22 protein-coding genes and 3 pseudogenes are annotated in these 26,077 nt (G+C 71.9%); 15 read left to right on the top strand and 10 right to left on the bottom strand.

Annotated elements, in window-relative coordinates:
- The first annotated feature begins 22 nt into the window (after nucleotides 1–22).
- The 3 genes from ACU6P3_RS04260 (at nucleotide 23) to ACU6P3_RS04250 (ending at nucleotide 2,811) form a co-directional block, all read left to right on the top strand.
- A complete protein-coding gene (locus ACU6P3_RS04260) occupies nucleotides 23–991 on the top strand; it encodes a threo-3-hydroxy-L-aspartate ammonia-lyase (protein ID WP_447195986.1) in 969 nt (322 codons plus the stop codon).
- Between the two features lie 82 nt (nucleotides 992–1,073).
- Nucleotides 1,074–2,306 carry an endonuclease/exonuclease/phosphatase family protein gene (locus ACU6P3_RS04255; protein ID WP_447195985.1) on the top strand — a complete coding sequence of 411 codons (1,233 nt, stop codon included), beginning with the start codon at nucleotides 1,074–1,076 and terminating at the stop codon, nucleotides 2,304–2,306.
- A gap of 70 nt (nucleotides 2,307–2,376) precedes the next feature.
- On the top strand, nucleotides 2,377–2,811 hold the full coding sequence (locus ACU6P3_RS04250; protein ID WP_447195984.1) for a VOC family protein: 435 nt from the start codon (nucleotides 2,377–2,379) through the stop codon (nucleotides 2,809–2,811).
- A 71-nt stretch (nucleotides 2,812–2,882) separates the two neighbouring features.
- Here ACU6P3_RS04250 and ACU6P3_RS04245 read toward each other — a convergent pair.
- The 4 genes and pseudogenes from ACU6P3_RS04245 to ACU6P3_RS04230 form a co-directional block, all read right to left on the bottom strand.
- Nucleotides 2,883–2,996 (bottom strand): annotated as a pseudogene (locus tag ACU6P3_RS04245) (IS5/IS1182 family transposase); the annotation flags it as partial.
- Between the two features lie 262 nt (nucleotides 2,997–3,258).
- The gene (locus ACU6P3_RS04240) at nucleotides 3,259–4,893 is read right to left on the bottom strand and encodes a hypothetical protein (RefSeq protein WP_447195983.1); all 1,635 of its coding nucleotides are present in this window, start codon (nucleotides 4,891–4,893) and stop codon (nucleotides 3,259–3,261) included.
- Between the two features lie 559 nt (nucleotides 4,894–5,452).
- Nucleotides 5,453–6,241 carry an alpha/beta fold hydrolase gene (locus ACU6P3_RS04235; protein ID WP_447195982.1) on the bottom strand — a complete coding sequence of 263 codons (789 nt, stop codon included), beginning with the start codon at nucleotides 6,239–6,241 and terminating at the stop codon, nucleotides 5,453–5,455.
- Between the two features lie 91 nt (nucleotides 6,242–6,332).
- Nucleotides 6,333–6,587 (bottom strand): annotated as a pseudogene (locus ACU6P3_RS04230) (type III effector protein); the annotation flags it as partial.
- Between the two features lie 237 nt (nucleotides 6,588–6,824).
- Here ACU6P3_RS04230 and ACU6P3_RS04225 point away from each other — a divergent pair.
- Nucleotides 6,825–7,256, top strand: coding sequence for an Hsp20/alpha crystallin family protein (locus ACU6P3_RS04225; RefSeq protein WP_447195981.1), 432 nt, complete (start codon nucleotides 6,825–6,827; stop codon nucleotides 7,254–7,256).
- Nucleotides 7,257–7,359: 103 nt separating this feature from the next.
- Nucleotides 7,360–7,773 carry a DUF2267 domain-containing protein gene (locus ACU6P3_RS04220; protein ID WP_447195980.1) on the top strand — a complete coding sequence of 138 codons (414 nt, stop codon included), beginning with the start codon at nucleotides 7,360–7,362 and terminating at the stop codon, nucleotides 7,771–7,773.
- A gap of 273 nt (nucleotides 7,774–8,046) precedes the next feature.
- Here the strand turns inward: ACU6P3_RS04220 and ACU6P3_RS04215 are convergent.
- Nucleotides 8,047–8,348, bottom strand: a pseudogene (locus tag ACU6P3_RS04215) (dihydrofolate reductase family protein); the annotation flags it as partial.
- Between the two features lie 254 nt (nucleotides 8,349–8,602).
- Between ACU6P3_RS04215 and ACU6P3_RS04210 the strand changes: the two are divergent.
- The 9 genes from ACU6P3_RS04210 to ACU6P3_RS04170 all read left to right on the top strand — a co-directional run bounded on the left by ACU6P3_RS04210 (nucleotide 8,603) and on the right by ACU6P3_RS04170 (nucleotide 16,355).
- Nucleotides 8,603–8,947, top strand: a complete 345-nt coding sequence (locus ACU6P3_RS04210; protein WP_447195979.1) for a hypothetical protein — start codon at nucleotides 8,603–8,605, stop codon at nucleotides 8,945–8,947.
- A gap of 5 nt (nucleotides 8,948–8,952) precedes the next feature.
- Entirely contained in the window at nucleotides 8,953–11,076 is a 2,124-nt protein-coding gene (locus ACU6P3_RS04205) for a SpoIIE family protein phosphatase (protein WP_447195978.1), read from the top strand.
- Nucleotides 11,077–11,107: 31 nt separating this feature from the next.
- Nucleotides 11,108–11,452, top strand: coding sequence for a zinc finger domain-containing protein (locus tag ACU6P3_RS04200; RefSeq protein ID WP_447195977.1), 345 nt, complete (start codon nucleotides 11,108–11,110; stop codon nucleotides 11,450–11,452).
- 242 nt (nucleotides 11,453–11,694) lie between these two features.
- The gene (locus ACU6P3_RS04195) at nucleotides 11,695–12,576 is read left to right on the top strand and encodes a HipA family kinase (RefSeq protein WP_447195976.1); all 882 of its coding nucleotides are present in this window, start codon (nucleotides 11,695–11,697) and stop codon (nucleotides 12,574–12,576) included.
- Complete coding sequence (locus ACU6P3_RS04190; protein ID WP_447195975.1) at nucleotides 12,573–12,983, top strand: DUF3037 domain-containing protein; 411 nt, start codon at nucleotides 12,573–12,575, stop codon at nucleotides 12,981–12,983. The genes ACU6P3_RS04195 and ACU6P3_RS04190 overlap by 4 nt, the downstream gene beginning before the upstream one ends.
- Nucleotides 12,984–13,194: 211 nt before the next feature.
- Complete coding sequence (gene fabG / locus ACU6P3_RS04185; protein WP_447195974.1) at nucleotides 13,195–13,956, top strand: 3-oxoacyl-ACP reductase FabG; 762 nt, start codon at nucleotides 13,195–13,197, stop codon at nucleotides 13,954–13,956.
- 79 nt (nucleotides 13,957–14,035) lie between these two features.
- The gene (locus tag ACU6P3_RS04180) at nucleotides 14,036–14,797 is read left to right on the top strand and encodes an SDR family oxidoreductase (RefSeq protein ID WP_030755636.1); all 762 of its coding nucleotides are present in this window, start codon (nucleotides 14,036–14,038) and stop codon (nucleotides 14,795–14,797) included.
- A gap of 124 nt (nucleotides 14,798–14,921) precedes the next feature.
- Nucleotides 14,922–15,605 carry a uracil-DNA glycosylase gene (locus ACU6P3_RS04175; RefSeq protein WP_030755635.1) on the top strand — a complete coding sequence of 228 codons (684 nt, stop codon included), beginning with the start codon at nucleotides 14,922–14,924 and terminating at the stop codon, nucleotides 15,603–15,605.
- A 177-nt stretch (nucleotides 15,606–15,782) separates the two neighbouring features.
- Nucleotides 15,783–16,355: a hypothetical protein gene (locus ACU6P3_RS04170; protein ID WP_447195973.1), complete on the top strand. Its 573-nt coding sequence runs from the start codon at nucleotides 15,783–15,785 to the stop codon at nucleotides 16,353–16,355.
- 129 nt (nucleotides 16,356–16,484) lie between these two features.
- Here the strand turns inward: ACU6P3_RS04170 and ACU6P3_RS04165 are convergent, their stop codons facing one another.
- The 3 genes from ACU6P3_RS04165 to lnt form a co-directional block, all read right to left on the bottom strand.
- Nucleotides 16,485–16,976: a hypothetical protein gene (locus tag ACU6P3_RS04165; protein WP_447195972.1), complete on the bottom strand. Its 492-nt coding sequence runs from the start codon at nucleotides 16,974–16,976 to the stop codon at nucleotides 16,485–16,487.
- Between the two features lie 117 nt (nucleotides 16,977–17,093).
- Nucleotides 17,094–17,612: a DinB family protein gene (locus ACU6P3_RS04160; RefSeq protein WP_447195971.1), complete on the bottom strand. Its 519-nt coding sequence runs from the start codon at nucleotides 17,610–17,612 to the stop codon at nucleotides 17,094–17,096.
- Nucleotides 17,613–17,653: 41 nt separating this feature from the next.
- Nucleotides 17,654–19,471, bottom strand: coding sequence for an apolipoprotein N-acyltransferase (gene lnt, locus ACU6P3_RS04155; protein ID WP_447195970.1), 1,818 nt, complete (start codon nucleotides 19,469–19,471; stop codon nucleotides 17,654–17,656).
- 277 nt (nucleotides 19,472–19,748) lie between these two features.
- Here lnt and ACU6P3_RS04150 point away from each other — a divergent pair, with 277 nt between their 5' ends.
- Nucleotides 19,749–20,312, top strand: coding sequence for an RICIN domain-containing protein (locus ACU6P3_RS04150; RefSeq protein WP_447195969.1), 564 nt, complete (start codon nucleotides 19,749–19,751; stop codon nucleotides 20,310–20,312).
- Nucleotides 20,313–20,396: 84 nt separating this feature from the next.
- Here the strand turns inward: ACU6P3_RS04150 and ACU6P3_RS04145 are convergent, their stop codons facing one another.
- Both ACU6P3_RS04145 and ACU6P3_RS04140 read right to left on the bottom strand, forming a co-directional pair.
- Nucleotides 20,397–21,437: a sporulation protein gene (locus tag ACU6P3_RS04145; RefSeq protein ID WP_447195968.1), complete on the bottom strand. Its 1,041-nt coding sequence runs from the start codon at nucleotides 21,435–21,437 to the stop codon at nucleotides 20,397–20,399.
- A 177-nt stretch (nucleotides 21,438–21,614) separates the two neighbouring features.
- On the bottom strand, nucleotides 21,615–25,994 hold the full coding sequence (locus tag ACU6P3_RS04140) for a bifunctional nitrate reductase/sulfite reductase flavoprotein subunit alpha (protein WP_447195967.1): 4,380 nt from the start codon (nucleotides 25,992–25,994) through the stop codon (nucleotides 21,615–21,617).
- Nucleotides 25,995–26,077 lie beyond the last annotated feature (83 nt).

Here is a 26,077-nt window from a genome sequence, read left to right as displayed (position 1 = left end):
CCACCGACGGAAGGAATCCGCTGTGTCCGTTGCACCGCCCGTGTCGTTCGACGACGTCCGCGAGGCCGCCGTACGTCTTGACGGCATCGCCCGCCGTACCCCCGTACTCACCTCCCGCACTCTGAACGCCCTGGTCGGCGCGGAAGTGTTCATCAAGTGCGAGAACTTTCAGCGCGTCGGCGCCTTCAAGTTCCGTGGCGCTTACAACGCCGTCGCCCAGCTGCCCTCCGAGCAGTTGGCCAAGGGCGTCGCGGCCTACTCCTCCGGCAACCACGCCCAGGCCATCGCCCTGGCCGCCCGCGAACTGGGCACTACGTCGGTCATCCTCATGCCCGCGGACGTACCCCGTTCCAAGATGGAAGCGACCGCCGGCTACGGCGCGGAGGTCGTCACCTACGACCGCTACACGCAGGACCGCACGGCCCTCGGTGAGGCTCTCGCCGCGGAACGCGGCCTGGCCCTCATCCCTCCCTACGACCATCCCGACGTCATCGCCGGACAGGGCACCGCGGCCCTCGAACTCCTCGGTGAGACCGGCGAACTCGACACCCTCCTCGTACCCGTCGGCGGCGGCGGTCTCATCGCGGGCAGCGCCGTCACCGCCAAGGCGCTCCACCCCGGCATCAGGGTCGTCGGTGTCGAACCCGAGGCGGGCGACGACACCAAGCGCTCCCTGGAAGGCGGCGAACGCGTCACCGTCCCCGTGCCCCGGACCATCGCCGACGGCCAGGCCGTGCCCACCCCCGGCGAGATCACCTTCTCCATCAATCAGCGCCTGGTCGATGCCGTCGCTCTCGTCAGTGACAGGGAAATCGTCGACGCCATGCGCTTCGCTTTTGAACGGCTGAAGATCGTCCTCGAACCCAGTGGCGCCACGGGCCTGGCCGCCCTCATGAACGGGCGTCTGGACACCCCACCGCGCAGAATCGGCATCATCGCCTCGGGCGGCAACATCAACGCCCAGCGGTTCGCGGAACTCATCAACGGCTGATACTCCCCGGTCGGTTCGACCGGTAGGCGACACGTGAAATCCGCATGGCGCAAGCGGAGTTCACCACGAGCGGGAAGGCGCCATGCGTCGGACAACGACGATTCTCCTCTTCGTCCTGGCGCTGGCCACGGGGTTGTCGCCCCTGCCCGCCACACCGGCTCGGGCGGCGACGATATCGGCGGACGCGGAGAACGTCGCCACATCGGCCGGGATGAGGTACGCCCTGAGAGCCGAGGCCAACGGCCTGTACGTCTCCGTCGATCCCGACGACAACGGGAAGATGCGGGCGACGGCCGCGAAGGTGGGTTCGTGGGAGCGGTTCACACTGCACACCAACCACGCCGGGGCGAACATCGCCCTGCGCTCGCGGGTGACCGGCTTCTTCGCCACATCGGAACTCGGCGCGACCGGCGGCCACGAGGGGATGATGCGGGCCAGGGGCGGCGTGATCGGGTCCTGGCAGCAGTTCGTGGTGGAGTCCCGGGAGCCCGACGGGCCGATGCGGATCGCCCTGAAGTCGGTGGTCGACAACAAGTACGTCAGCGTCGAGAGGAATGCCCAGGGCGACGACAAGGACATGCTCAGAGCCCGGTCGGACTCCGTCGGCAGCTGGGAGCGGTTCACCCTGGTGCCGCTGGGCCAGGTGGGCAACGGCGGCGACCGCACGGCTCCCGCCGCCGCCCCCGCCTCCGACCTGAACATCATGACGTGTGCGACGGCGGACGGACTCGACCGCGGCGCCTATGGAGTCGCACTGGCCGTACCGGACTCGAACACCTACTACCAGAGCTTCCCACTCTCGTCCCCCGCGTCGTTCGTGAGAGACGGGAAGACGACCAAGGCCGAGCAGCGCACGGCCCTCTGCGCGGACCTGCCCTCGCAAGCCCTGCACGTGTGCACGGCCCACTTCAGCGCCGGAGAGGGCTATGAGGACCCGAAGGGCACCGCCCGGTCGAAACAGGCCGGCGAACTCCTGGACATCGCCGCCGCCGCGCCCACCGGGTACCGCCCCGTGTTCGGCGGCGACCTCAACGCGGTGGGGCCGGACTCGACCGGCCCGGACGGCGGCAACCGCGGCATCCTTGAGAACGCCTACGCGTCGTACCGCGAGTGCGCCCAGCTCAACGACCTGAGCAACCCCCGCACGGGCCCGGCGACGGCGGTCGCCGCCAAGGAGACCGGCGCGGCGACGATGAAGATCGACCACATCTTCGCCCCGCGGAACGCCCCCTTCGAAAGCTGCGCGGTCTCCGCCACTCACGGTCCCTCGGACCACTGGTCCCTCCACGGCACGATCCACCTGCCCGCCAACTGATCTCCCGTGCCGTATCGAGGCGTTCGCGGACTGTCCGGTTTGGTCACTTGGCGCCTGCTATGGTGCGCCGATGCCAGCGATCAAGAAGTTCCAAGTCACCTTTGACTGCGCAGAACCTGAGCGCCTCGCTCGTTTCTGGTGCGAGGTGTTGGGGTACGTCGCACCGCCGCCGCCGGAGGGATTCACCACGTGGGACGATTTCAACCGCACCCTGCCGCCTGAGAAGCAGGGTGCGTGGTTCGCCTGCAGTGATCCCTCAGGTGTGGGACCGCGCCTGTACTTCCAGCGCGTCCCCGAAGGCAAGATCGTCAAGAACCGGGTGCACCTCGACGTCCGGGTCGGCACCGGGCTCGTGGGGGACGAGCGCCTCGCCACGCTCGAAGCCGAGTGCGCACGACTCGTCGCGCTCGGCGCGACCCATGTGCAAACGCTGTATGCCGACGAGGAAAACGAGTCGTGCATCCCCATGCTGGACATCGAGGGCAACGAGTTCTGTATCGACTGAGCACTCCGCGAGCCCGAGAGACAGGGAGCCGCCTCCCCTGGGCCTCTCTGGTCCTCGTACGGGGCGGGGAGGTGCGGATGGAGCAGGCCGGTGCCCCGATGGCCGCCGTCCGCGCTGACTGTGGCCCGGCCGACGGCGGCCTTCGCACCGGAAAGCTCCCACGCCTTGCAATTGCTGCGGTTGCCCGTTTGCAATTGCTGCGGTTGCCCGTGACCGGTCGGCCAGAAGCGAAAGACCTCCTCGTCGGGCGCCGTCCAGTCGAAGCCGCCGTCCGGCCCGACGATTACGGCGTACCCATGCCTCGAGCATGCCGGAGGCCGGAACACACAGGGTCGCACCGCCATCGACGGATTGCTCGGGAAGCAGAGGGGTGACCTCCATGTCCTCGTACGGATCGAGGGGTGAAACGCAGTTGTCCTGACACTCTGGGCAGAGGGGGCCGGAGCCCTACAGCAGTCCTCCCAGCGGGAGGACGCGCTCGGTGAGCTGTCCGCGCAACCGGTCTCCAGCGCCGTCGGCTTCGGCGAGCCAGTCGGCGGCGACCAGCAGTTCCGCGTGTTCGACGACCTGGTCGGGTGGCAGGGCACAGAACGCGGCGGCCTGGTCCAGGAGCAGCCCGCCGTCCTCGGCGCATCCGAGGCGGCCGTCGGGGCGGGTGTGGGCGGCGGTGTAGAGGGCCAGGAGCCGGGCGGCCGCGGGGGCCTTTTTCTTGCGGATTTTCCGGTCGCCTACGACTTTCTGTGCCCAGCCGGAGATCCTCGCGCGGGTGGTCTTGCCGAAGGCGAACGGGCGTGCCTGCTCGGGCAGCAGCGCGGGGATGGTGACCGCGACGGGGTCCTCGGGACGGGAGGCCATGACCTCGGCGACGGTGCCGGGCAGGCGCAGCCAGTCGGCGTCGACCAGCTGCTGAAGCACCCGCTCGGCATCGTCGGGGAGCCAGCCGGTGAGGTCCTGTCCGGTGACGTTCCCGGTGCCGGCGCGTGCGGCCCGTAGCGTGATCATGAGTACCGTCAGGCGCGCCTCTGGCTCCGGGTGCGGGGCGTGCGCTTGGACGTAGTCCAGCACGGTGCGGGCGTGTGCGGCTTGTTGCCGGGTCAGCAGCCGTTGCACTGCCGGCACGTTGTCGTCTGGTGTGTCGCCGATGGGCAGGCCACCACGGTTGGCGTGCATCTCGCGGGTGGTCTGCGCGGCCTTCTCGGCTCGGTGTGCGTCGTGGCGCAGGGAGCCGTCGCCGCTGACGTCGGCCCACAGACGGAAGGCGCGGGCCTTGCGCTCGTGGAGTTCGGCGAGGAGGGCAAGGTCGGGTTCGGTGCACTGCTGGTAGGCGCGGAAGGCGTCCCCGAGCTCGATGAGCTCCAGGCGCAGGACGTCGGGCTCGAGGTCGTGCGGCACGATCCGCTGCGCGATCTTCCCCCACCGCTTCGCCCGCCGGGACGCCTTGGCCGGCGAGGCGGCGCGAGCACGGGGGACCGATGCTGGTGCGGTGGCGGGGGAGGAAGAAGCACCGGTCACCGGGGAGGGAGCATGGTCGGAGAAGACCGCCGCAACACCGTTCCCCGGCGTGGCGGCCGGAGTGTGCGCCACCCGGTCCGTCCCGGCCGGGGTGGTGCGGGCCGGGGGCGCGGCGGTGTCCAGGACACGGCATTCGGGGGTGGCGGCCGCGCACCGTGCGCACACCTCCGCGATCCGCCACAGTCTTCCGGCACGGTCCGCGTACACGGTCAGGGCCATCGGGCCGCCGCACCGCGCTGATCCCGCCGCCGGCCGGGTGCCGCCGCGTGGTCGTGGTCCGGTGGCGGGGTCCGGGGTGTGCCAGGCGCAGTCGACGGTGCGGCAGGCGCACCACGCCTCGTCGCGTGGCCCGCCGCCCGCGCGGATGTGGGCCAGGTGCAGGTTGACGTGTTCGACGGCGGCCTTGCGTCCCGCGGCGGCGCCGCCGGGGAAGCGCTGATCGGGGCAGGCCGGGCGGGAGCAGGAGAGCCGGACCGTGCCGGCGGAGGGGCTGCCGTAGGGGTCCAGGCGCACAGTCCACACCCGTCCCGCGACGCGGTCCTCCTGCCATGTGCCGTCCTCCACTGCCATGTGCGCACCTTTCAGCGTTGCTTGGTCCGTTGCTCCGGCGGTCCCATCATCGGGGATGATCGGCGATCAGCCGCCGCAGAGCGGACGTTTCACCCCGGAGTGCCCTGCCCGCAGGGCGGAAGACCAGGATCCGGCCGGATCCGACCACGCCGGGTGGCCGGCTCGGCTTGGAAAGTGCCTCGAGACGAGGCAGCGGCCGAAGTGAGGGGGATCGTTCTCGTGGCGTCCAAGCCTTCCTGGAAGGCGACGCGGCTGCCGTGGGAGGCGGCGGCCACCAGGCCGGCGCGGTTCCTGCGGGCGGAGCGGCGTCGGGGCTGAGTGCTGTACAGGTGGAGCGAGGCCGTCGTCGTCCCTCTGCGCCGCGCAACCTGAGGAACCCCTGAAAACCAGAACATATGTACGTGGGGTCAACGAGCACCTCTCCCAGTGCCGTTCCCATCGACCTCAGGTGCATGAGGATGGTCATCGCCCCCGCCACGATGCCGCCGAGAGCTTCCCCACGAGAGTGAGGCTCGTGGACAGCCGTCATGGCTGCCCGGGCCCTCACGCCTGTGGCTGCTCATGAGCAGCCATTGAGGAACCGGCGGATTGCGTGCGCCGACTGTTGCGGCTTGCGCAGGTGCACCCAGTGGTCGGCGTCCAGTTCGGCCAGGAGGGTGCCGGGGCGCCGGGATGCCATCTCGTGGGCTTGAGTGGTGGGCAGAACGGTGCTGGCCGTGCCGTGCAGGAGCAGTGCGGGGCAGTCGGAGCCCAGCCACTGCCGCCAGTGGTCGCCCAGGACGCGGGTGTCCGAGTCGACCATGTCCTTGGGGTGACAGGCGAGCCGCCAGCCGTCGTGGTGCGGCCGCACTCCGTTCTCCAGCAGGGGAGCCAGGGGACCGCAGGCGGCGAGGAGTTCCTCGCGTGTGGAGGTGGTGTACGGCAGCTCGAGCAGGAAGGACAGCGGTACGGGGTCCAGGAGGGGCAGATACGCGGGCCCGTCGATATTGATCAGGGCGCTTACCGTGCCGGGCCGGTCCGCGGCGAGGTGATAGCCGTTGATGGCGCCGAGAGAGTGCCCGAGGACGGGCAGGGCACGGCAGCCGAGGCCCAGGTGGTCGAGCAGGATACGGAGATCGTCGAGGTATCCGCTCCGGTCGTACCGCTCCGCTCGGTCGGAGCTTCCGTGTCCACGCTGATCGGGCGCGAACACCCGCCACCCGTCAGAACCGAGGGCCCCGGCCAGCTCAGCGAAGTCAGCGCCCTCGCCGAGGTGCCCGTGCAGCGCCAGCAGGGGCCGGCCCCCGTCCGGACCGAAGTCGAGATAGGAAAGGCGTCGACCGTCGGGAGTGATGAGGTGAGCACGCACGCCTCGGGCTGGAACGGGTCTGGCCGGCATGGATCCACCGTAGAGAAACCCCCCGCCGCGCACTCACGCTCCTCAACGCGAGAACGGGCGACGGGCGGGTGGCGTTGAGGGGGTGGATGAGCTCGGCGGGGTCGTGGTGGGCGAGGGCCTCGTGGAGCCGGCCGAGCGGGAGGCGGGCCGCGGTGGGCAGGTCGGTGAGGGCGGTGATCTGACCGGCGACGCGGCGCAGGCCGGCTGCGTTGCGGCGGGCCCAGGCGGTGTTGGCGCGTTCGGCGGCGCGACGTTCGCGGGTGGCCTGGACGCGTTGTTCGCCGGTGGTTCCGGCGGGTCCGGGCCGGTTGCGCAGGCGGCACGCAGGGCTTCGTCCAGGGCCTGAAGGGCTGCCGCGGTGGCGAGGAAGGGCACTGGGCCGGTCGAGTCGGCGCCGGGCGAGGTCGGACTGGTCGGCTGGGGGCATGGACTCTTCCCTGAGTGGTCACCCTTTGGATGACATCGCTACTTGTCATCCACTGGACGACATGGTACAACGGTTCCAGTGAGGCGCATTGGCAGCAACTGCCGAACCCCTGGGAGGTGTTTTCCGATGTTGATGCGCACTGACCCCTTCCGCGAACTCGACCGGCTGGCTCAGCAGCTGATGGGCCCGGGGACCTGGTCGCAGCCGTCCTCCATGCCCATGGACGCCTACCGCGAGGGTGACCAGTACGTGGTGGCCTTCGATATCCCCGGCGTCAGCGCGGACGCGCTGGACATCGACGTCGAGCGGAACATGCTGACCGTCAAGGCCGAGCGCCGGCCCGTGGCGAAGGCCGACGACGCACAGATGGAACTGTCGGAACGGCCGCTGGGTGTCTTCTCCCGCCAGATCGTGCTGGCCGACTCGCTGGACACCGAGCACATCCAGGCCGACTACGACGCAGGCGTGCTCACCCTGCGCATCCCGATCGCCGAGCGCGCCAAGCCCCGCAAGATCGCCATCGACGTCGGATCCGGCCACAAGGAGATCTCCGGCTGAAGCCGGACCCGAAGAGGGGCTGAACAGCGGCGGAGGACGGGCATCCGATCCCCCCTCGTCCGTCCTCCGCGCCCCACGGTCCGAGAAAGGGGTGACGGCCGACGTGACCGCGCGACGGGAAGCGTTTCTCGCCCATGTGCTGGAACGCGGCGAGTACGACACACCGCGGGAAGCCGAGCGCGTGGCCCGCGTGGTGCTGGCCCTGCTGGGAGCCCACCTGGTCGGCGAGGTACGCGCCCGGCTGGCGGCTCGGCTGCCGGAAGACTTCGCCCTGATCCTCCTCAACCCGCTGCAGAGCGCTGAGCCGCTGCCGCCGGAGCGGTTCGTGCGGGCTACCGCGGCCTGGATCGAAGGGGCCACCGAGCAGACCGCGGCCTGGGACGTCAGCGCCGTCCTCAGCACCGTCGCCGACACAGCCGACGACGACCTGCTCAAGGAAATCCTGCTCCAACTCCCCGCAGGCTACGACCTCCTCTTCGGCCGCCCCAGCCCACCGGACCGCCCATCCCCCCGGTAGCACACACCGGCACCACGACTTCAACGAGAGGGCCTTCGTAAGGAACGGCGGTGCTGGCCGCCGCACCGGACGTGGCACCGGCTCGCCAGGCAGAACGGGGACACGGCCGCGATGCTCGCGGTGGCCTCCCTCACGGATGACAGCCGCCGGGCGAAGGCATCCGAGTACCCCTGTTCGGCCCGATGTTGTGCGCCCTGGGATGCCCGTGTCTTCCATTGACCTGCCGTCATCTGGTCCCATGCCACGCCCTGTGAGGTCCCGGCGACGACTTCGTCAGAGGACGTCGTGGGCCAGGTGCGTCGCGGTCGTTCTCGGGGGCACGCTCCGCCGCCGCGGCGTGCGGGGCGTTCCGCCGGTGAACAGGGGTGTCCCGGCGCCCGGTACGACGGGTGCCAGGCGCAGTGCAGCGTCAGCGCGTCGACCAGTCCGGCGTCGAGGGCCGAGGCGATGGTGGCGCCGCCGCCCATGAGGGTGACGTCGAGGTGTTCTCCGCTGTCCGTCGATGACGCCTCGGCGCGCTCGCGCGCGGCGGCGACGGCGTCGGGCAGACCGGTGGTGACGAATGTCCAGTCGAGCCGGGAGCCACCCGCGCCCTGGAGCGGCTCGACGAGGGCCCGGACGCGTTCGGGGGCTGGGTCACGGTGAAGTGGATACCCAAGGGCATCGACCAGGAGGCGCGGGAGCGGCCAGGATCGACCGGCAACTTGTGACCGATGATGCTGTCGACATAATTCGGTCATATCGTTCCTGTATGGGTGACGTGCGGTGTGACTGGTGCGGGGCTCCGCTGCCGGGGGCGGTGGCACACGGGCGCCGGTACTGTCGGCCTGTGCACCGGCAGGCGGCTTGGCGGGCCCGGCGCCGCTGGCGGGAGGCCAAGCTCGCCCGGGACAGGGTGGCCGAGGCCGGTGAGGTCCTGCTGCTGCACGTGAGGAGCGTCGCGCAGCTTCCCGCACAGCCGCCCTCGCCTGTTTCGCCCGCCCCGTGGCACTGTGCTGCCGTCGCGCAGGTTCCTGAGCTGGCGGGGCAGCTGGTGCGGGCGGCGGTGGTGGCGGACCGGCGGGCTGGGGCGAGCTGGGAGCAGACCGGCGCGGGGCTGGGCATCAGCGCGGAGGCGGCCCGCAGCCGTTTCGGGCGCCTGCGCGGCGCTGCTCGGGCCGGCCCCAGCGGGTGACGGCCGTGCGGTCTGCTGCTGTTCCCGGTTCCGGCGGGATCCTGCCCGATTCCGTTCTGGCCGATGTGGTGCGGGAGACCGGCGCATCGGTGGGCCTGCTCTATCTGCTGCCTCCTGGGGAGCCGGTGCTGCGGCTGGAGATGGCTTCGGGTGTGTCCCGGCGGATCGCCGCCCCGTGGACCCGCGTCCCCGTGAGCACCTCGATCCCGGTGGCGGACGCCATGCGGGAGCGGCGGCTGCTGTGGCTGGGCAGCCAGGAGGACATCGCGCGCCGCTATCCCCAGGTCGGGATCGTCCTGCCGTACGATTTCATGCTTGCCGCGGCCCCGATCATCGGTGCCACTGCCGTGTGGGGTGGCATGGTGCTGCTGTGGCCGGTCTGGCACCCGCCGCGGCTCAGCGCGGCTGAGCAAGAGGCCATCGCCGCCGGCTGCCGCCGCGCGGCAGCCATCCTGGACCAGGCCACCGAGAGTGGCCGTCCGCTGCTTCTGTCGGACGAACCCCGCCTGCTCCTGGCACGGCCGTCCCGCGACACCGACCCGGCCCAGGCCGCGGCGGCTCTGGACTTCACCGACCGCCTGCCGGTGGGCTGCTGCGCCCTCGACCTGGACGGCCGGATCACGTTCATCAATCCTGCCGGCGTCGAGCTGGTGGGTGCCGACGCCGCCGCCCTGCTGGGCAACCGGCCGTGGGAGGTGCTCCTGTGGATGCACGATCCCGTGTTCGAAGATGCCTACCGGACGGCGGCGGTCTCCCGCCGGCCCGCCTCCTTCACCGCCAGGAACCCAGCCGACACCTGGCTGCTCTTCCAGCTCTACCCGGACGACAGAGGCATCAGCGTCCACATCACTCCCGCCGCCGGGCAGCCTGCCACCACCGAGCAAGGGCCGCGGCCCGCGGGCGCGGCCCCGTCGGTCGGGGCGAGCGCGCTGTACCACCTGACGCACCTCGCCGCCGCACTCGCCGAGGCGGTCAGCGTTCACGACGTGGTCGAGCTGGCCGCCGACCAGATCGTGCCCGCCTTCGGCCCCCAAGCCATGGCCCTGCTGGCTGTGGAAGAAGGACGACTGCGGATCACCGGCTACCGCGGCTACGGCCCCGAGCTGATGGCCCGCTTCGACGCGGAACCCATGACCGCCGACGCCCCCGCCGCGCGCGCCATCACCGCCGGCGTCCCCGGCTTCTTCCCCACGTTCGCCGACCTCAAGAGGAGGTACCCCTCGGCAGTGCACCAGGACGAGATGGCCTCCTGGGCCTTCCTTCCCCTGATCGTCTCCGGCCGGCCGGTCGGTACTCTCGTCCTCGCCTACGATCACACTCGCCCGTTCCCACCCGCCGAACGCTCGCTGCTGAGCTCACTGTCCGGCCTGATTGCCCAGGCCCTGGACCGAGCCCGCCTCTACGACGCCAAACACGCCCTCGCCCACAGTCTGCAGACCGGCCTGCTCCCCCGCACCCTGCCACGCGTCCGCGGCCTGGAAGCGGCCGCCCGCTACCGGCCCGCCGGCCACGGCATCGACATCGGCGGCGACTTCTACGACATCATCCCCTTCGCCAACGGAACCGCCGCCGTGGCCATCGGCGACGTCCAAGGACACGACCCCACTGCCGCCGCCCTCATGGGACAGATCCGCACCGCCGTACGCGCCCACGCCACCACCGGCTCCTCACCCGGCGACGTCCTCTCCCGCACCAACCGCCTCCTGTGCGACCTCGACACCGGCCTGTTCGCCAGTTGTCTCATCGCCCACCTCGACCTGCCCCATCACCGTGTGCGCCTGGCCGACGCCGGACACCCGCCGGCCCTGCTCCGCCACCCCGACGGCCGCACCGACACCCTCCGCCTGCCCCCAGGGCTCCTGCTGGGCATCGAACCCGACGCCGACTACCCCACCACCGACATCCCCCTCCCGCCCGGTGCCGTCCTCGCCCTGTACACCGACGGACTCGTCGAAACCCCCGGCACCGACATCGACGACGCCACCACCGCCCTCGCCCACCGACTGGCAACCGCACCCGCCGAGAGCCTGGAAACCCTCGCCGACACACTCCTCGAGCACGCCGAACGAACCGCACCCCGCAACGACGACATCGCCCTGCTCCTCATCCGCCCGCACAAAGGACCATGACCACCCCGCCCGTCCCGACGTCCTCTCATGAATGACCCGTCGCGAGAGCTCCGCGAGAGCCCCCGAGCCGATCCTGTTTCCGCAGGTCGCGATTTGCGGAAGCCCACGAAACGACTGTCCGAAGTGTGCAGCGCCGGCCGGCAGTCCCTGCCGCACCCGCGGCGGGAAGACCGCGGCGAAATACCACATCCCGCGCTTCATTCCCGTCCCCGTGCTGCGGAGCAACTCGACGTCCTCGTGCCGGAGGGCCGGGAGCCCGGGCAGCCGGGGACCGGGCACGGACTGGCGGGTCATCACCGGTTCTCCGGCGAGGACCCGGCCGCCACCGAGACAAGCCCGCGGACATCACCCGGGACCGGGCGAAGGTCCGTCGTGACCCTGGCTCGGTGGCTCGGACACTCCTCGCCGGCGATCACCCTTACTATGCTCACCTCATGCCGGAAGCCGGCAGCAGGGGACGCGGCACCATCGGCGGTCTGCTTGGGGAGCGGGGAGACCGGCTTGCCGGCCGAAACTCCCCGGATTCTCCCCAGCGCCGTCGACCGGTGACTCCTGCCTCTGCGCCCCGGAGGAATCGTCCGTGGATGGTAAGGCTGAAGAGATGGGTAGCCTGGGAAAGTGTTGGAAGAAGTCGTAGCGACCCGCTATGTCACGCCTTTGCGTGAGGGGGGATCGCTGCCCGGGATCGTCGAGGCGGACGACCTGGGCACGTACGTCATGAAGTTCACCGGAGCGGGTCAGGGCGTCAAGACCCTGGTGGCCGAGGTCATATGCGGTCAGCTCGCCCGGAAGCTGGGCCTGCGCGTTCCCGAGCTGGTGCGGATGTGGCTCGATCCGGTCATCGGACTGTCGGAGCCGGACCAGGAAGTGCAGGAACTGCTGAAGGCGAGCGGGGGGCTCAACCTCGGGATGGACTACCTCCCGGGGTCGATCGGGTTCGATCCGCTGGCGTACCGCGTGGCTCCGGAGGAAGCCGGGAGGATCGTCTGGTTCGACGCCCTCATCAACAATGTCGACAGGTCCTGGCGCAACCCCAACCTGCTGGTGTGGCACGGCGATGTCTGGCTCATCGACCACGGTGCCAGCATGATCTGGCAGCACAACTGGCCGGGTGCGCGGGCGTCCGCGGCCAAGCCGTACAACGCCTCCGACCATGTCCTCGTTCCCTTCGGGCCGGACGTCGCCGCGGCCGCCGCGGAGCTCGCGCCGCTCGTCACGGAGGAACTGCTGGACGCGATCACCGCCGAGGTGCCCGACGAGTGGCTCGCGGACGAGCCCGGCTTCGACTCCGCCGACGCGCTGCGACGCGCCTACCTGGAGCCGCTGCTGGCCCGTGCCGCGACGATCCACGAGCGGATCACCTTCGACGCGCCCGTCCGTACCGGGCCCGCGCAGCCGCCCGGCTGGCTGACCGATCACCTGACGCCCTGGCCGCACGCGGCGGGGCGGAAGGACCGGCGGGACGGCGGGGCGAACGAGGAGAAGGGCGGCGGCCGGTGAGCGGCAAGGGCCACGCGGAAGACAGGGACGGCAGGGACGTCTACGAGTATGCGCTGCTGCGCGTCGTGCCCAGGGTGGAGCGCGGTGAGTGTTTCAACGCCGGGGTGCTGGTCTACTGCCGCGCGCGGTCCTACGTGGCGGCCAGGACGCACCTGGACGAGGCCAAGCTGCTGGCCCTCGACCCGGCGGCCGACGTCCAGGGGGTACGGGCGGCGCTGCGCGCCGTCGAGGGCGTGTGCCAGGGCGGCGAGCAGGCCGGGCAGGCGGCGGGCGACGACGCCGGGCGGCGGTTCCGCTGGCTGATCGCGCCGCGCTCGACCGTCGTCCAGCCGGGCCCCGTCCACACGGGACTGACGGCGGACCCGACGGCCGAGGCGGAACGGCTGCTGGACCTGCTGGTCCGCTGACGGCGAGGGCGGTGCCGGGAGCGCGGGTCCCCCTCCTGGTCCCGGGGCCGTTGACACCGGGTGCCGTGGCTTCTAGCGTCTCGTCTGCCGAAGGTACTAAGCGGTTGCTCAGTGCGTCGGCCGCTTGGGCCACGCCGGCCGGATCAGCCAGATCAGCCACGTCGGCCGTGTGAGAGTCGCAGATCCAGGTTCCCAGGGCGAGGAGATCAGGATGTCCACCACTGAGCAGCGTGTCGCCGTCGTGACCGGGGCGGCACGCGGCATCGGCGCCGCGACCGCCGTACGGCTGGCGGCCGAGGGCCGCGCGGTCGCCGTCCTCGATCTCGACGAGTCGGCGTGCGGGGACACCGTCGAGAAGATCACCGCGGCCGGGGGCACCGCTCTCGCGGTCGGCTGTGACGTCTCCGACGCCGCGCGGGTGGAAGCGGCGGTCGACCGTGTCGCCGCCGAACTGGGCGCGCCGACGATCCTCGTCAACAACGCGGGCGTGCTCCGGGACAACCTGCTCTTCAAGATGAGCGAGTCCGACTGGGACACCGTGATGAACGTCCACCTCAAGGGCGCGTTCCTGATGTCGAAGGCGTGTCAGAAGCACATGGTGGACGCGGGCTTCGGCCGAATCGTCAGCCTGTCCTCCAGCTCCGCCCTGGGTAACCGGGGCCAGGCCAACTACGCCGCGGTCAAGGCCGGTCTCCAGGGCTTCACCAAGACGCTCGCCAAGGAACTCGGCAAGTTCGGGATCACGGCCAACGCCGTGGCCCCCGGGTTCATCGTCACCGAGATGACCGCCCGGACGGCGGCCCGGATCGGCGTGAAATTCGAGGACTTCCAGGCCGCGGCCGCCGCCCAGATCCCGGTCCAGCGCGTCGGAAGGCCGGAGGACGTCGCGGGCGCCATCGCCTTCTTCACGGGCGACGACGCCGGATTCGTCTCGGGGCAGGTCATGTACGTGGCCGGCGGCCCGCTGAACTAGTGCCGCGACCGGCACCGGGCCCGACGGGGCGAACGAGGCGTGGGAGACGGCGGAGCGGGGGAGCGACGGAGTGACGGAAATGGTGGAGCGGGTACCGGAGAGCGGGAAGGTCGCCCTGGTCACCGGCGCGAGCCGGGGAATCGGTTACGGCGTGGCCGAGGCTCTGGTCGCGCGGGGCGACCGGGTGTGCGTCACCGGACGTGACGAGGACGCCCTGCGGGAGGCCGTCGGGCGGCTCGGGGCCGACCGGGTCATCGGGGTGGCGGGCAAGGCGCACGACGAGGCGCACCAGGCGGCGGCGGTCGACCGCGTCATGGCGGAGTTCGGCCGTGTCGACTTCCTCGTCAACAACGCCGGAACGAACCCGGTCTTCGGCCCGATCGCCGAGCTGGACCTGGGCGTGGCGCGCAAGGTGTACGAGACCAACGTCCTCTCCGCACTCGGCTTCGCGCAGCGGACCTGGGCGGCCTGGCAGAAGGAGCACGGCGGCGCGATCGTGAACATCGCGTCGGTCGCGGGCCTGTCCGCGGCACCGTTCGTCGGCGCCTACGGAATGAGCAAGGCGGCCATGATCAACCTGACGCTGCAACTGGCGCACGAGTTCGCGCCGGGGGTACGGGTCAACGCCCTGGCCCCCGCCGTCGTCAGGACCAGGTTCGCGCGGGCGCTGTACGAGGGCCGCGAGGAAGAGGTGGCGGGCGCGTACCCGCTGGGCCGGCTCGGGGTGCCCGAGGACATCTCGGGTGCCGTCGCGTTCCTCACCTCGGAACAGTCGGCGTGGACGACCGGACAGACGATGGTGATCGACGGAGGGATCTTCCTCAACGCGGGCGTGGTGTAGGCGCGCCGGGCGACGGTGCCCGACGTCGGGTCGGCGGGCGGCGGCGTCCGAGCGCGTGAGGCGTTGTCAGTGGTCCCCGGTAGGTTCTGTGGCAGACAGGTGATTGCTACCGGAGGTTGTTGACGTGACCGACACCGACATGCTGCCCGAGTCCTGGCGCGGCGTCCTCGGCGATGAACTGGAGAAGCCCTATTTCAAGGAGCTGACCGATTTCGTCGAGGAGGAGCGGGCGAAGGGGCCGGTCTATCCGCCGCGCGAGGAGGTCTTCGCCGCGCTCGACGCCACTCCCTACGGCAAGGTGAAGGTCCTCGTCCTCGGGCAGGACCCCTATCACGGCGCGGGACAGGGGCACGGACTGTGCTTCTCGGTCCGGCCGGGCGTGAAGACGCCTCCGTCGCTGCGGAACATCTACAAGGAGATGAAGGAGGAGCTCGGTCATCCGGTGCCGGACAACGGCTATCTGATGCCATGGGCCGAGCAGGGCGTCCTCTTGCTCAACGCGGTGCTGACCGTCCGTGAGGCGGAGCCCAACTCCCACAAGGGGAAGGGGTGGGAGAAGTTCACCGACGCGGTGATCCGCGCGGTGGCCGAGCGGCCCGACCCGGCGGTGTTCGTCCTGTGGGGGGCGTACGCGCAGAAGAAGCTGCCGCTGATCGACACGGAGCGCCATGTGGTGGTCAAGGGCGCGCACCCCTCGCCGCTGTCGGCGAAGAAGTTCTTCGGATCACGGCCGTTCACGCAGATCAACGACGCGGTCGCCGCGCAGGGACACGAGCCGATCGACTGGCGTATCCCCGACCTCGGGTGACCGGTGGCTGCTTCGGCGAGCTTCCGCCGGCCCTGTCCCGCCCTTTCGACCCTTCGGGGCCGACAGGGCCGGTCGCCGGGCCCGAGCCTGAAGTGGATCGCCCGCCCCGCCCGATAGCGTCTGGTCCGGCGGACACCGGCGACGGACCGGACGGTGCGGGTGAGAGCGGAGGCGGCAGTGGCGGAGCGACGGGAGGCGTCGGCGGACGCCGTCATGACCAGGATCGGGCAGGCGGTCATCCTGCTCCACGGCGGTGACCGCGAGGAGGCGCGCAATCGCTTCGGCGAACTGTGGTCGGAGATCGGTGAGTCGGGGGACGCGCTGCACCGCTGCACCCTCGCGCACTACCTGGCGGACACCCAGGACGACCCGGGGGACGAATTGGCCTGGGACCTTCGGGCGCTGACCGCGGCAGACGGACCGACGGGTGACGGCGGTGCGGGCCCGGAGGGCGGGGGAGCGGCGGCGGGCATGGGCCCGATCGGCCCGGAGGACGGTGCCCGTCCGGGGGGCGGGGCGGGAGGAGCGCGACCGAGGGCGGCCGGCGCCGAGTCGGAGGCGCTGCGCGCTCTGTATCCCTCGCTCCACCTCAACCTGGCCGAGGACTATGTGAAGCTTCAGCGGCCGGACGCCGCGCGCGTTCACCTCGACCGGGCGAGACGTGCGGCGGACGCCCTGGGCGGCGCCGGGTGCGGGCACGGGGTCCGGGCGGGGATCGACCGGCTGGAGCGGTGGTTGCGGGAGACGTGAGCGCCGACCCGGGGCCGCCTGTCGGCCCCGGGCTCGAACCCCGGTCACACCGGTTCGCGTGAGGTGCGGACAACGGCGGCCGGACCCGGTCCGCCCCCGGCCTGCCGGGGGAGCGGGCCGGGAGAGGTCTCATCTCCCGTACACGTCCCGGCAGACCCGGTCCGACAGGCTCTCTTCTCCCCACCGGCCGTATGTCTCGCCGATCGCGCACACATCGGTGGCGAGCGCGGCCGCCGCCGGTGGTACGGGGGAGAGCCGCTGGGCGGGGCGTTCGGAGGGCTTTCCCGGGCGGGGGAGTGGCACGGCGGGCCGCCCGGCCAGGTGCCCGGAGCCGTATCCGGGCCCGCTCGTCCGGCCGTGCGCGGGGCGGCGGGGTTCCGGGGCAACGCGCGGGGCCGGCCGCGGCGTTCCGGCGACGGGCGCGATCCTCTCCAGCGCCTCGCGCGCCGGCGACTGAACGATCCGCGTGCCCCTCGCGTCCCCGGCCCGGGGAGCCGCACCGGTCAGCCCCGGACGAGGGCCCGGTTCCGGCGTGGGGCCGGGCGCCACGGCCATGCATCCGGAGACGGCCGTGACCGTCACCCCCACCAGGGCCCATACCGTGCTTGTCGTCTTGTACACACGCGCAACTCTGGTGGCCGGGAAGGGAGATGGGGCGGCAAAAGGGCTTGTATTGGTCCGGACGGGTGACAGTGGTCAACGTGGCGTCGGGGCGGCCTCTGGCGCGCGAGCGCTGGATCAGTCGCCGGTCGCGCCGTCGACGCGCTCCCGCAGGAGATCCGCGTGGCCGTTGTGCCGGGCGTACTCCTCGATCATGTGCGTGAAGATCCAGCGCAGGCTGTAGGGCTCACCGGTGGTCCGCTCGCGCCGCCCCTCGCCCAGGGCGTCGAGGTCCAGCGGGCCGGCCAGCTCCCGAGCACGGGCGATCTCGGCCTGCCAGGTCGCGTACGCCTCGTCCCATGTGGCGTCCCCGTCCACATGGAAGTCACCGTCGCGGTCGGTCTCGTCGTAGTAGAGGGGCGGGGCGTCCTCGTCGGCCAGGGTTCGGCGGAACCAGGCCCGCTCCACCTCGGCCATGTGCCGGACGAGGCCCAGCAGGCTCAGCTCGGACGGTGGCACGGAGGTCTGCCGGAGCTGGGCGTCGGACAGCCCCGCGCATTTCGCCGCCAAGGTCGCGCGGTGGTAGTCCAGCCAGCCTTCCAGCATGGCGCGCTCACCCGCGACGGTGGAGGGCACGGTACGTTCAATCGTCGTCATGCCGGCCATCCTGCGGCACGGGTCACCCGTTCGGCCAGGCGTTATCCGCTCTGACCGGGATCCGCGGCATCCGCGGGGGCGGTGCGAGTCGACGGTACGCGCGGTGCGGGCGAGGGGCGGGTCAGGGTCCGGACGCCCACGACCGCGCCGAACACGGCCAGCACGGCGAGTGCGCCACGGACCGGCCAGTCGCCGAACCGGACGTACGGAGTCGTGCCCCGGGCCAGGGGAGCCGTGTACACCTCCGCTCCGCGGCGCTCCGTCCCGATCGGCGTGCCCACCCGTTCGCCTTCCGGCCCGAAGGCCGCGCTCTCGCCCGTGAGCGTCGCGTGCACCATCGGACGGCCGGTCTCCGCCGCGCGCAGCGCGGCCAGCGAGGCGTGCTGCTCCGGTGCCCAACTGCCCTGGAACGACGAGGTCGAGGACTGCGCCACCAGCACGCGCGCGCCGTTCCTGACCAACTGCCTGCTCATGTCGGGGAATGCCGTCTCGAAGCAGATCAGCGGGCCGAACGCGGTCCCGGTCCGCGGTCCGCCGGCGTCCTCGCCCGGTGGTGTCATGACCACCTGCCCTGTGCCTCGCAGCCGGTCCTCGCCCGCGGCCTTGCCCATCGACGTGACCCAGCCCAGTGCCGTCCGGGCGGGTATGTACTCCCCGAAGGGGACCAGTCGCATCTTGTCGTACGTATCCCCCGTCGGGCCGTCCGGGCCCACCAGGACGGAGCGCTTGAAGATGCCGGCCCGGCCCGCCGCGTCCGTGGTGCGCGCGTCCACGTTCACCAGGATGCCCGCACCGGCCGCACGCGAGAGCGAGGCGAGCCGGGCCGCCAGGTCCGGACGGGCCGCGAGATCGGCGCCGACGCTGCTCTCACCCCAGACCACCAGGTCGAGGTCCTGGCCGCGCAGCGCACGCGTCAGCTCGGCACCGCGCGCGAACCGGCGCTCGACGGAGTCCGGCCCGGCGAAGACGCCCGGCTGGACGACCGCGATCCGTACCCGCCCGGCCGGCGCGGGCCGGGGCGCCCAGGTCCAGGCGGTGGCGGCGGCCACCGCGCACAGAGCGAGGCCCACGGCCGCCACGAGCCGTGCCCGGGCGACCGATATCAGCACGGCGAACGCGGTGTTCACCGCGACCAGCAGCAGGCTCACCAGCCAGACACCGCCGAGGGAGGCCAGTCGAAGGGCGGGCGGCACACTCCACTGGCTGGCGCCCATCACGCCCCACGGCCCGCCGAGTCCCTGCCAGGACCGGACCAGCTCGACCATCAGCCAGCCCGAGGGCAGTACCACGAGGGCGGCGGCCGCCCGGCGCGCGGAGGGAGACCCGCCGAGCACGGCACGCACCAGCCACCCCCACGGTGCCCACAACAGCCCGAGCAGCGCCGCCAGCACGACGATGAACACATGGAGGCTCGGTATCAGCCAGTGATGCACGGCGACCATGAATCCGAGGCCGCCCAGCCAGCCGTCCAGCGCGGCCCGCCGGCCGGTCGGCGCCGTCCGTACGAGCAGCATCCAGGGTACGAGCGAGACATACGCGAACCACCACCAGGACGGCTCGGGGAACGCGAGGGCGGACAGCGCTCCGGCCACCACGGCGGCCGCCCCACGCCACCACGGCGAGGCCAGGAGCGCGGCGAACCGGCCGCCCGGCCCGAACTCCCCGATCACTCCGGCCGTCCGGCACGGTCCGGACCATCCTCGCCGGGACTCCGGCGCATGCGGCGCGCGCGGTCCGGGCACCGGGCTCCGCGACCGGTCCCGCCCGGCGGTCGCGCCGTCCCGCCCGGACGGTTCGTCCGCTCCCTCTCGTGTGTCCGTACCGCTGCCCGTACCGGATCGACCGATCTGGATCCGCATGCGCACCTCCTCGGCCCGTGCGAATTCCGTCGTCCTGCCAGTCCTTCCCCGGCCGCGCCGCCCCGATGCCGGTGCGTCAACCACGGGCGATGTACACCGCCCGAGTGAGTGGAGAGGCCCGGAGTGGCAACCGCGTTCGGGGTGCTCGAACGTCCGTATCGCCGCAAATAGCACGAAGGAGTTGTTTGCCCGGTGATGGCTCGCCGAGATCGTCGAGGGCCCGGCAGTCTCCTCCCCGGCCGGACGTTCCGGCCGTGAGCAGCCACCAGGAGGAACGATGTCGTCGAAGAAGCGGAACTGGGTCGCCACGTCCGTCGCCGTCATGGGAGTGGCGCTGGCCCTGTCCGCGTCCGGACCCGCCGCGTCGGCCCAGCCGGAGCATGCCGCGGGGGCCAGGGCCGTGACGGTGGACCGGCTCAGCCTGCGACTGGCCTCCGACCCGGGACAGGTCGCCAACGTCAAGGGCGGTGGCACCGAGAACGGGGCGCCGGTCATCCAGTACCCCTGGACCGGTGGATCGAACGAGCGCTGGGACGCCACCGCGACGGGCAACGGCTACTACCGGCTGGCGTCCGTACGGAGCGGCAAGTGCCTCAACGTCAGGGGCGGGGGGAACGAGAACGGCGCCGAGGTCATCCAGTACACATGTGGCTCGGGCGCCAACGAGCAGTGGAAGTTCGTGCCGAAGGGCAAGGGGTACCAGCTGGTCGTCAGGTCCAACGGGAAGTGCCTGAACGTCAAGGGCGGCGTCGGGCAGGGCAACCCGCTGATCCAGTACACGTGTACGTCGGGCGGGGCGGCCAATGACGTCTGGCTGCCCGTCTGGGAGCCGGCGAGCTGATCTCCGTAGGCGTCCAGTCCGCCCGGGAGGCCGGAAACGGCCGTCCGGGCGGACTGCTGTCCAGACCCCGGGAGGGGGGAGGAGTCAGCCCTCCTCGCCCTCCTCCTCGTCGTCACCCTCGAAGGCGTCGCCGATCTCGTCCACGACCTCGGCCGCCACCATCCCGCCGACCACGCCGACCGCCACACCGGCGGCGACCCCGGCCACCACGGCGCCGGTGCTCGGGCCCGAACGCCGGTGCTCATCGTGGTGCTTCTCGGAGTGGCCGTAGTGACCGTCACCGTGGCCGTAGTGACCGCCCTCGTACGAGGGCTGGTGGCCGTACGGGGCCGAGCCGTGGCCGCCGCGAGCGCCGTGGCGTTCGACGAGCTGCTGGATCCAGGACTCCACCAGGGCGTTCCAGTCCGTCCGGTGGAGGTCGTCGTGCGCCACCGTGAAGCGGGTGAGCACGTCGTGCCCCTCGGAGAAGAACCCGCCCCGCTTGTCGGCCTCGATCACGACCTCCATGCCGGTGGGCGTGGCGAGGAAGGTCACCTCGATCTCGTTCACCGCGTGCGCGTAGCGCTCCGGCGGGGTCAGCTCCAGCTCCTGGTAGAACGGGAGCCGCTGGCCGGTGCCGCCGATGCGGCCGAGCTCCAGATCGGCCGATTTGAAGCCCCAGCCCAGCTGCCCGAACGCCTCCAGGATCGCCTCCTGCACCGGCAGCGGGGCCACCTCCAGCTGGTCCAGGTCGCCCTTGTCCCGGGCCCCGGCCACTTCCAGTTCGGTCCGCACCCCGAGGACCACGCTCAGGGCCTGACCGTACAGCTGGGTCACGGGCGTCTCCCACGGCAGGGTCAGGGAGAACGGGACGACCTGTTCCGCGCCCTCGGACAGCCGGAAGCCGCCGCCGACCGTGACCCGGTCGAAGACCACCGTGCCCTCGTGCTCGCCCTCCTCGCCCTCGGCCTCCACGCGGGCGACCAGGTCCAGCGTGATCTCCTCGATGTGCGCGTCGGCCTGGCCGCCGCGCAGGCGGACCTGGCCGGAGAGCGTGCCGCCCGGTACCGCCGGCCCACCGTCCAGCACGGTGTCGACCGAGGGACCGCCCACTCCGAGGGCTCCGAGCAGTTTCTTGAACACCATCGTGGCGTCCACTCCTTCATGGGCTTGAGTCGTTCGACGAGTCGAACGATGTGGCGCTGAACGCTCTCAGAACTACCGCAGGAGGTAAAGCAGTTCCCAAGAGGGCCGTTCGAAGGATGCGTTTTCGGCCATGCGGGGTGAGTGGAAACGGGAAGGAGGAAACGGGAGCCGTCGCGGTCAGTAGACGTCGCGGGCGTAGCGCCGGTCCGCTGCCAGCTGTTTGACGTACGAGGCCGCCGCGTCCTCGTCCAGCCCGCCATGGGCCACCGCGATGTCGCGCAGCGCCCGGTCCACGTCCTTGGCCATGCGCGAGCCGTCGCCGCAGACGTAGAAGTGCGCGCCGTCCTGGAGCCAGGACCAGAGCTGGGCCCCGTGTTCGCGCATCCGGTCCTGTACGTAGACCTTGGCGCGCTGGTCGCGGGAGAAGGCCGTGTCCAGCCGGGTCAGGGTGCCCTCGCGGTGCAGCGCGGCCAGCTCGTCCGCGTAGTAGAAGTCGGTCGCCCGTCGCTGCTCGCCGAAGAAGAGCCAGTTCGGGGCCCGGTCGCCGCGGGCCCGCCGCTCGTCCAGGAACCCCAGGAAGGGGGCGACGCCGGTGCCGGGGCCCACCATCACCATGGGCGTCGCGGGGTCGGCGGGCGGCCGGAAGTGCGCGGAGCGCCGGACGTGCACGGGCACCGGGCTGCCGGGTTCCGCGTCGGCGAGGAACCCCGAGGCGACGCCCTTGCGGGGGACGCCCCGGCGGCTGTCGTAGCGGACGACGGACACGGTCAGGCTGATCCGGCCGGGGTCGGTGAGCGGGCTGGAGCATATGGAGTACAGCCGTGGCCGGAGGCGGTCGAGGGTGGCCGCCCACTGCGCCGCGCCGGCCCGGACGGGGTGCTCCGCGATGATGTCCGCGGGCTGCCTGCCCCAGGTCCACTTCGCGAGTTCGCCCTTGTTGTCGGGGCGCAGCAGCGTCTTGAGCCTGTGGTCACGGGTGTGGTCAGCGATGAGCCGCAGCAGGTCGGGGGTGACCTTGGCGAGGTCCAGGTGGCGGTGCAGGGCCTCCCCGAGGGAGACGTCCCCGATGCCCGGCAGCTCGATTCCGGACGCCGGGTCGAGGCCCGTCACGGCGAGCCATTCGGCCACGAGGTCGGGGCAGCTGCGCGGGTGCACCCCGAGCGCGTCCCCGGCCCGGTACTCGAGGGGCGTTCCGCCGTCGCCGGTCTCGAAGGTGAACCGGCGCACTTCCTTGGTGGCCCCGGGAAGGCTGAGCAGGCGGTTGCCGGTGAGCCGGGCGGTGACCGGCGCGGTCCTGGAGGCCGGCGAGGACGACGCGGGAACGGGGGGAGCCGGGGGAGACCCGGCGGGTGCGGCGGATGTGGTGGATGTGGCGGACGCCGGGGCCGAGGGCCCGGCGGGTGTCCGCGCCGCGCCGTCCGTACCCGGTGCCGTGTTCCGCGCCCCGGCCGGCTCCACCGTCGCGCCGAGGGCTGCGATCACCTTCTCCAGCCACTGCCCGGCGGGCGTCTCGTAGTCGGGTTCGCAGTCGGTACGCGGCACCAGCCGTACGGCGCCCAGCTGGTCGAGCCGCTCGTCCAGGCGGCGGCCGTGCCCGCAGAAGTCGTCGTACGAGGAGTCCCCGAGGGCCAGGACCGCGTACCGCACCCCGTCCAGCCGGGGCACGTCGGGCGCGCTGAGCGCCTCCCAGAAGGGGGACCCGTTGTCGGGTGCGTCACCGTCCCCGAAGGTGCTGGTGACGATGAGCAGGTCGGCGCCGCGCGGCAGGGCGGCCGGCGCGCTGTCCGCCATGCTCAGCAGCCGGGCCGCGCGGCCGTCGTCGGCCAGTCTGCGCGCGGCGGCCGTGGCGACCTCCTCCGCGTTGCCGGTCTGCGACGCCCACAGGACCACCACCTCGCGCCCGGGCGCGCGACCGCCGTCATCGGCCGCGCAGCCGTCACGGGACGTGCCGCCGTCACCGGGCGCGGGCCCCTCGCCCGGTGCGGCCATGGCCGCACCGGGGACGCGGGAGAACATCCCGGCCAGCACCCCGTTCACCCAGAGCGCCCGCTCCGGTGCGAAGGGGGCGTGCGCGGGGAGCACCGGAGTCCCGGGCGCCCCGGCGGTCCCGGCCGCGATCCCGGTCAGGAAGCCGGACAGATAGTGGCGTTCGTCCTCGTCCAGCGGTGGCGGGGCGGGAGCGCTGATCCCGAACAGCTCCGCCAGAACCGCCACCCCACCGGCCGCGGAACCCACGGAATTCACGGAAGCGGGCGTGGCCCCCGCCGCTCCGGTTCGGTACGTTCCGTCCGCACTCGCACTCGCACCCGCCCCTGTGTCCCGGGCGTCCGCCCGGCCCGCGTCCGCGCCTCCTCCCGGCCGTGCCGCGAACCGCGTCAGCGAGACCGCGCACACCTTGAACTCCGGCTGGAAGGAATCCGGGTCGACCGCGTCGTTGGTGACCGCGTTGACACTGAGGTACTCGCCGAACAGGTCGTTCCAGTGGAACGGCGCGAAGCAGTTCCCGGGCCGCACCCGGTCGGTCGGCACGGCCGGCAGCACCGCCCGGCCCCGCCGCGAGGCGACCTCCACCGAGTCGCCCTCCTCGATCCCCAGCGTCCGCGCGTCCTCCGGGTGGATCTCCACGAACGGTCCGGGGTTCAGCTTGTTGAGCTTGGAGACCTTGCCGCTCTTGGTCAGGGTGTGCCACTGGTGCTGCACCCGGCCCGTGTTCAGGATGAACGGGAAGTCGTCGTCGGGCAGTTCGGCCGCCGGAAGATGGGGCCGGGCGTGGAACACCGCGCGCCCGGAAGGGGTGGGGAAGACCAGCCGCGGCCGGCTGCCGTCCGGCCGTTCGACGACCGGCCGGCCCACCCCGTCGTTGAGGTAGCGGACCGGGTTGCGGTCCGGCCCGTCCTCGGCGGCGCTGGGCCACTGCACGGGCGTACGGCGCAGCCGCTCGTAGCTGACCCCACGCAGGTCGTAGCCGGTCTTCGGATTCCAGGCCCGCTTGATCTCCTCGAAGACCTCCTCGGCGCTCTCGTACCCGAAGGCGTCCTCGTAACCCATCGCGCAGGCGATCCGCGCGATGATCCGCCAGTCCGGCCACGCCTCGCCCGGCGGGTCCACCGCTCGCCTGCTCAGCGTGAGGCCGCGTTCCGAGTTGACGTACACGCCCTCGGACTCGGCCCACAGGGCCGCGGGCAGGACGACATCCGCGTACGCGTTGGTCTCCGTGTCGGTGAACACGTCCTGTGTGACGACGAACTCGGCCGCCTCCAGCCCCTCGATGACGGTCTTGCGGTTGGCGACCGACGCGACCGGGTTGGTGCACATGATCCAGCAGGCCTTGACGTCCCCGGCGGCCATCCGCTCGAACATCTCGACCGTGCCCCGGCCCGGATCGTCCGCCCGCAGGCTGCCCGGCGCGATGCCCCACAGGTCCTCGACGAAGGCGCGGTCTTCCGCCACCAGCACCGACCGCTGTCCCGGCAGTCCCGGCCCCATGTACCCCATCTCCCGGCCGCCCATGGCGTTGGGCTGGCCGGTCAGGGAGAACGGGCCGCTGCCCGGGCGGCAGATCGCACCGGTCGCCAGATGCAGATTGACCAGGGCGTTCGTGTTCCATGTGCCGTGCGTGCTCTGGTTCAGGCCCATGGTCCAGCAGCTCATCCAGGCGCCCGCCGCACCGATCAGCCGGGCGGCCCGGCGGAGGTCCGCCTCCGGGACACCCGTGATCCTGGCGACCTCGGCGGGCGGGTAGTCCTGGAGGAAGGCGGGCATGTCCGCCCAGCCCTCGGTGTGCTCGGCGATGAAGTCCGGGTCGGTGTGGCCGTTCTCGACCAGCAGGTGGAGCAGGCCGTTCAGCAGGGCCAGGTCCGTGCCCGGTCGGACCTGGAGGAAGAGATCGGCCTTGGCCGCCGTCGCGCTGCGCCTGGGATCGACCACGATCAGCTTGGCGCCCGCCTTCACCCGCTCCATGAGCCGCAGGAAGAGGACGGGATGGCAGTCGGCCATGTTGGAACCGGTGACCAGGAAGACATCGGCGTGCTCGAAGTCCTCGTACGAGCCGGGCGGGCCGTCCGCGCCGAGCGACTGCTTGTAGCCGGTGCCCGCGCTCGCCATGCACAGCCGCGAGTTGGACTCGATCCGGGCGGTCCGCACGAAGCCCTTCGCCAGCTTGTTGGCCAGGTACTGGGCCTCCAGCGTCAGCTGGCCCGAGACGTAGAAGGCGAGCGCGTCGGGGCCGTGCTCGTCGACGACCGCGCGCAGCCGCCGGGCGGTCTCCTCGATCGCCGCCTCCATCGCGCACGAGGCGGGCGCCTCCCCACGGTCCGTACGGATCAGGGGCCGGGTCAGCCGGCCCGGCGCCGCGAGCATCTCGGCGCTCGTCGCGCCCTTGGTGCACAGCCGGCCGGCGTTGGCCGGGTGCGCCTTGTCGCCGGACGCCTTGACCACGGTCCGCCGGCCGTCGGGCCCCGTCGCGACGTCGAGGACGATTCCACAGCCGACACCGCAGTACGAGCAGACGGTCCGCACCCGGTCGGTGGTGCTGGGCCGCGGAGCGGGTGCGGTCACGGGCGGGCCTCTTTCGTGGTCGGGGTGCCGTGCGCGCCCCCGGCGGACGAACGGTGGACGCACGGCACGGCGGACGCTCGGCA

Source organism: Streptomyces hebeiensis (genome assembly GCF_052983195.1).
The sequence above is the reverse complement of the archived record's forward strand: the minus strand, read 5'-3'. Positions and strand labels throughout refer to the sequence as shown.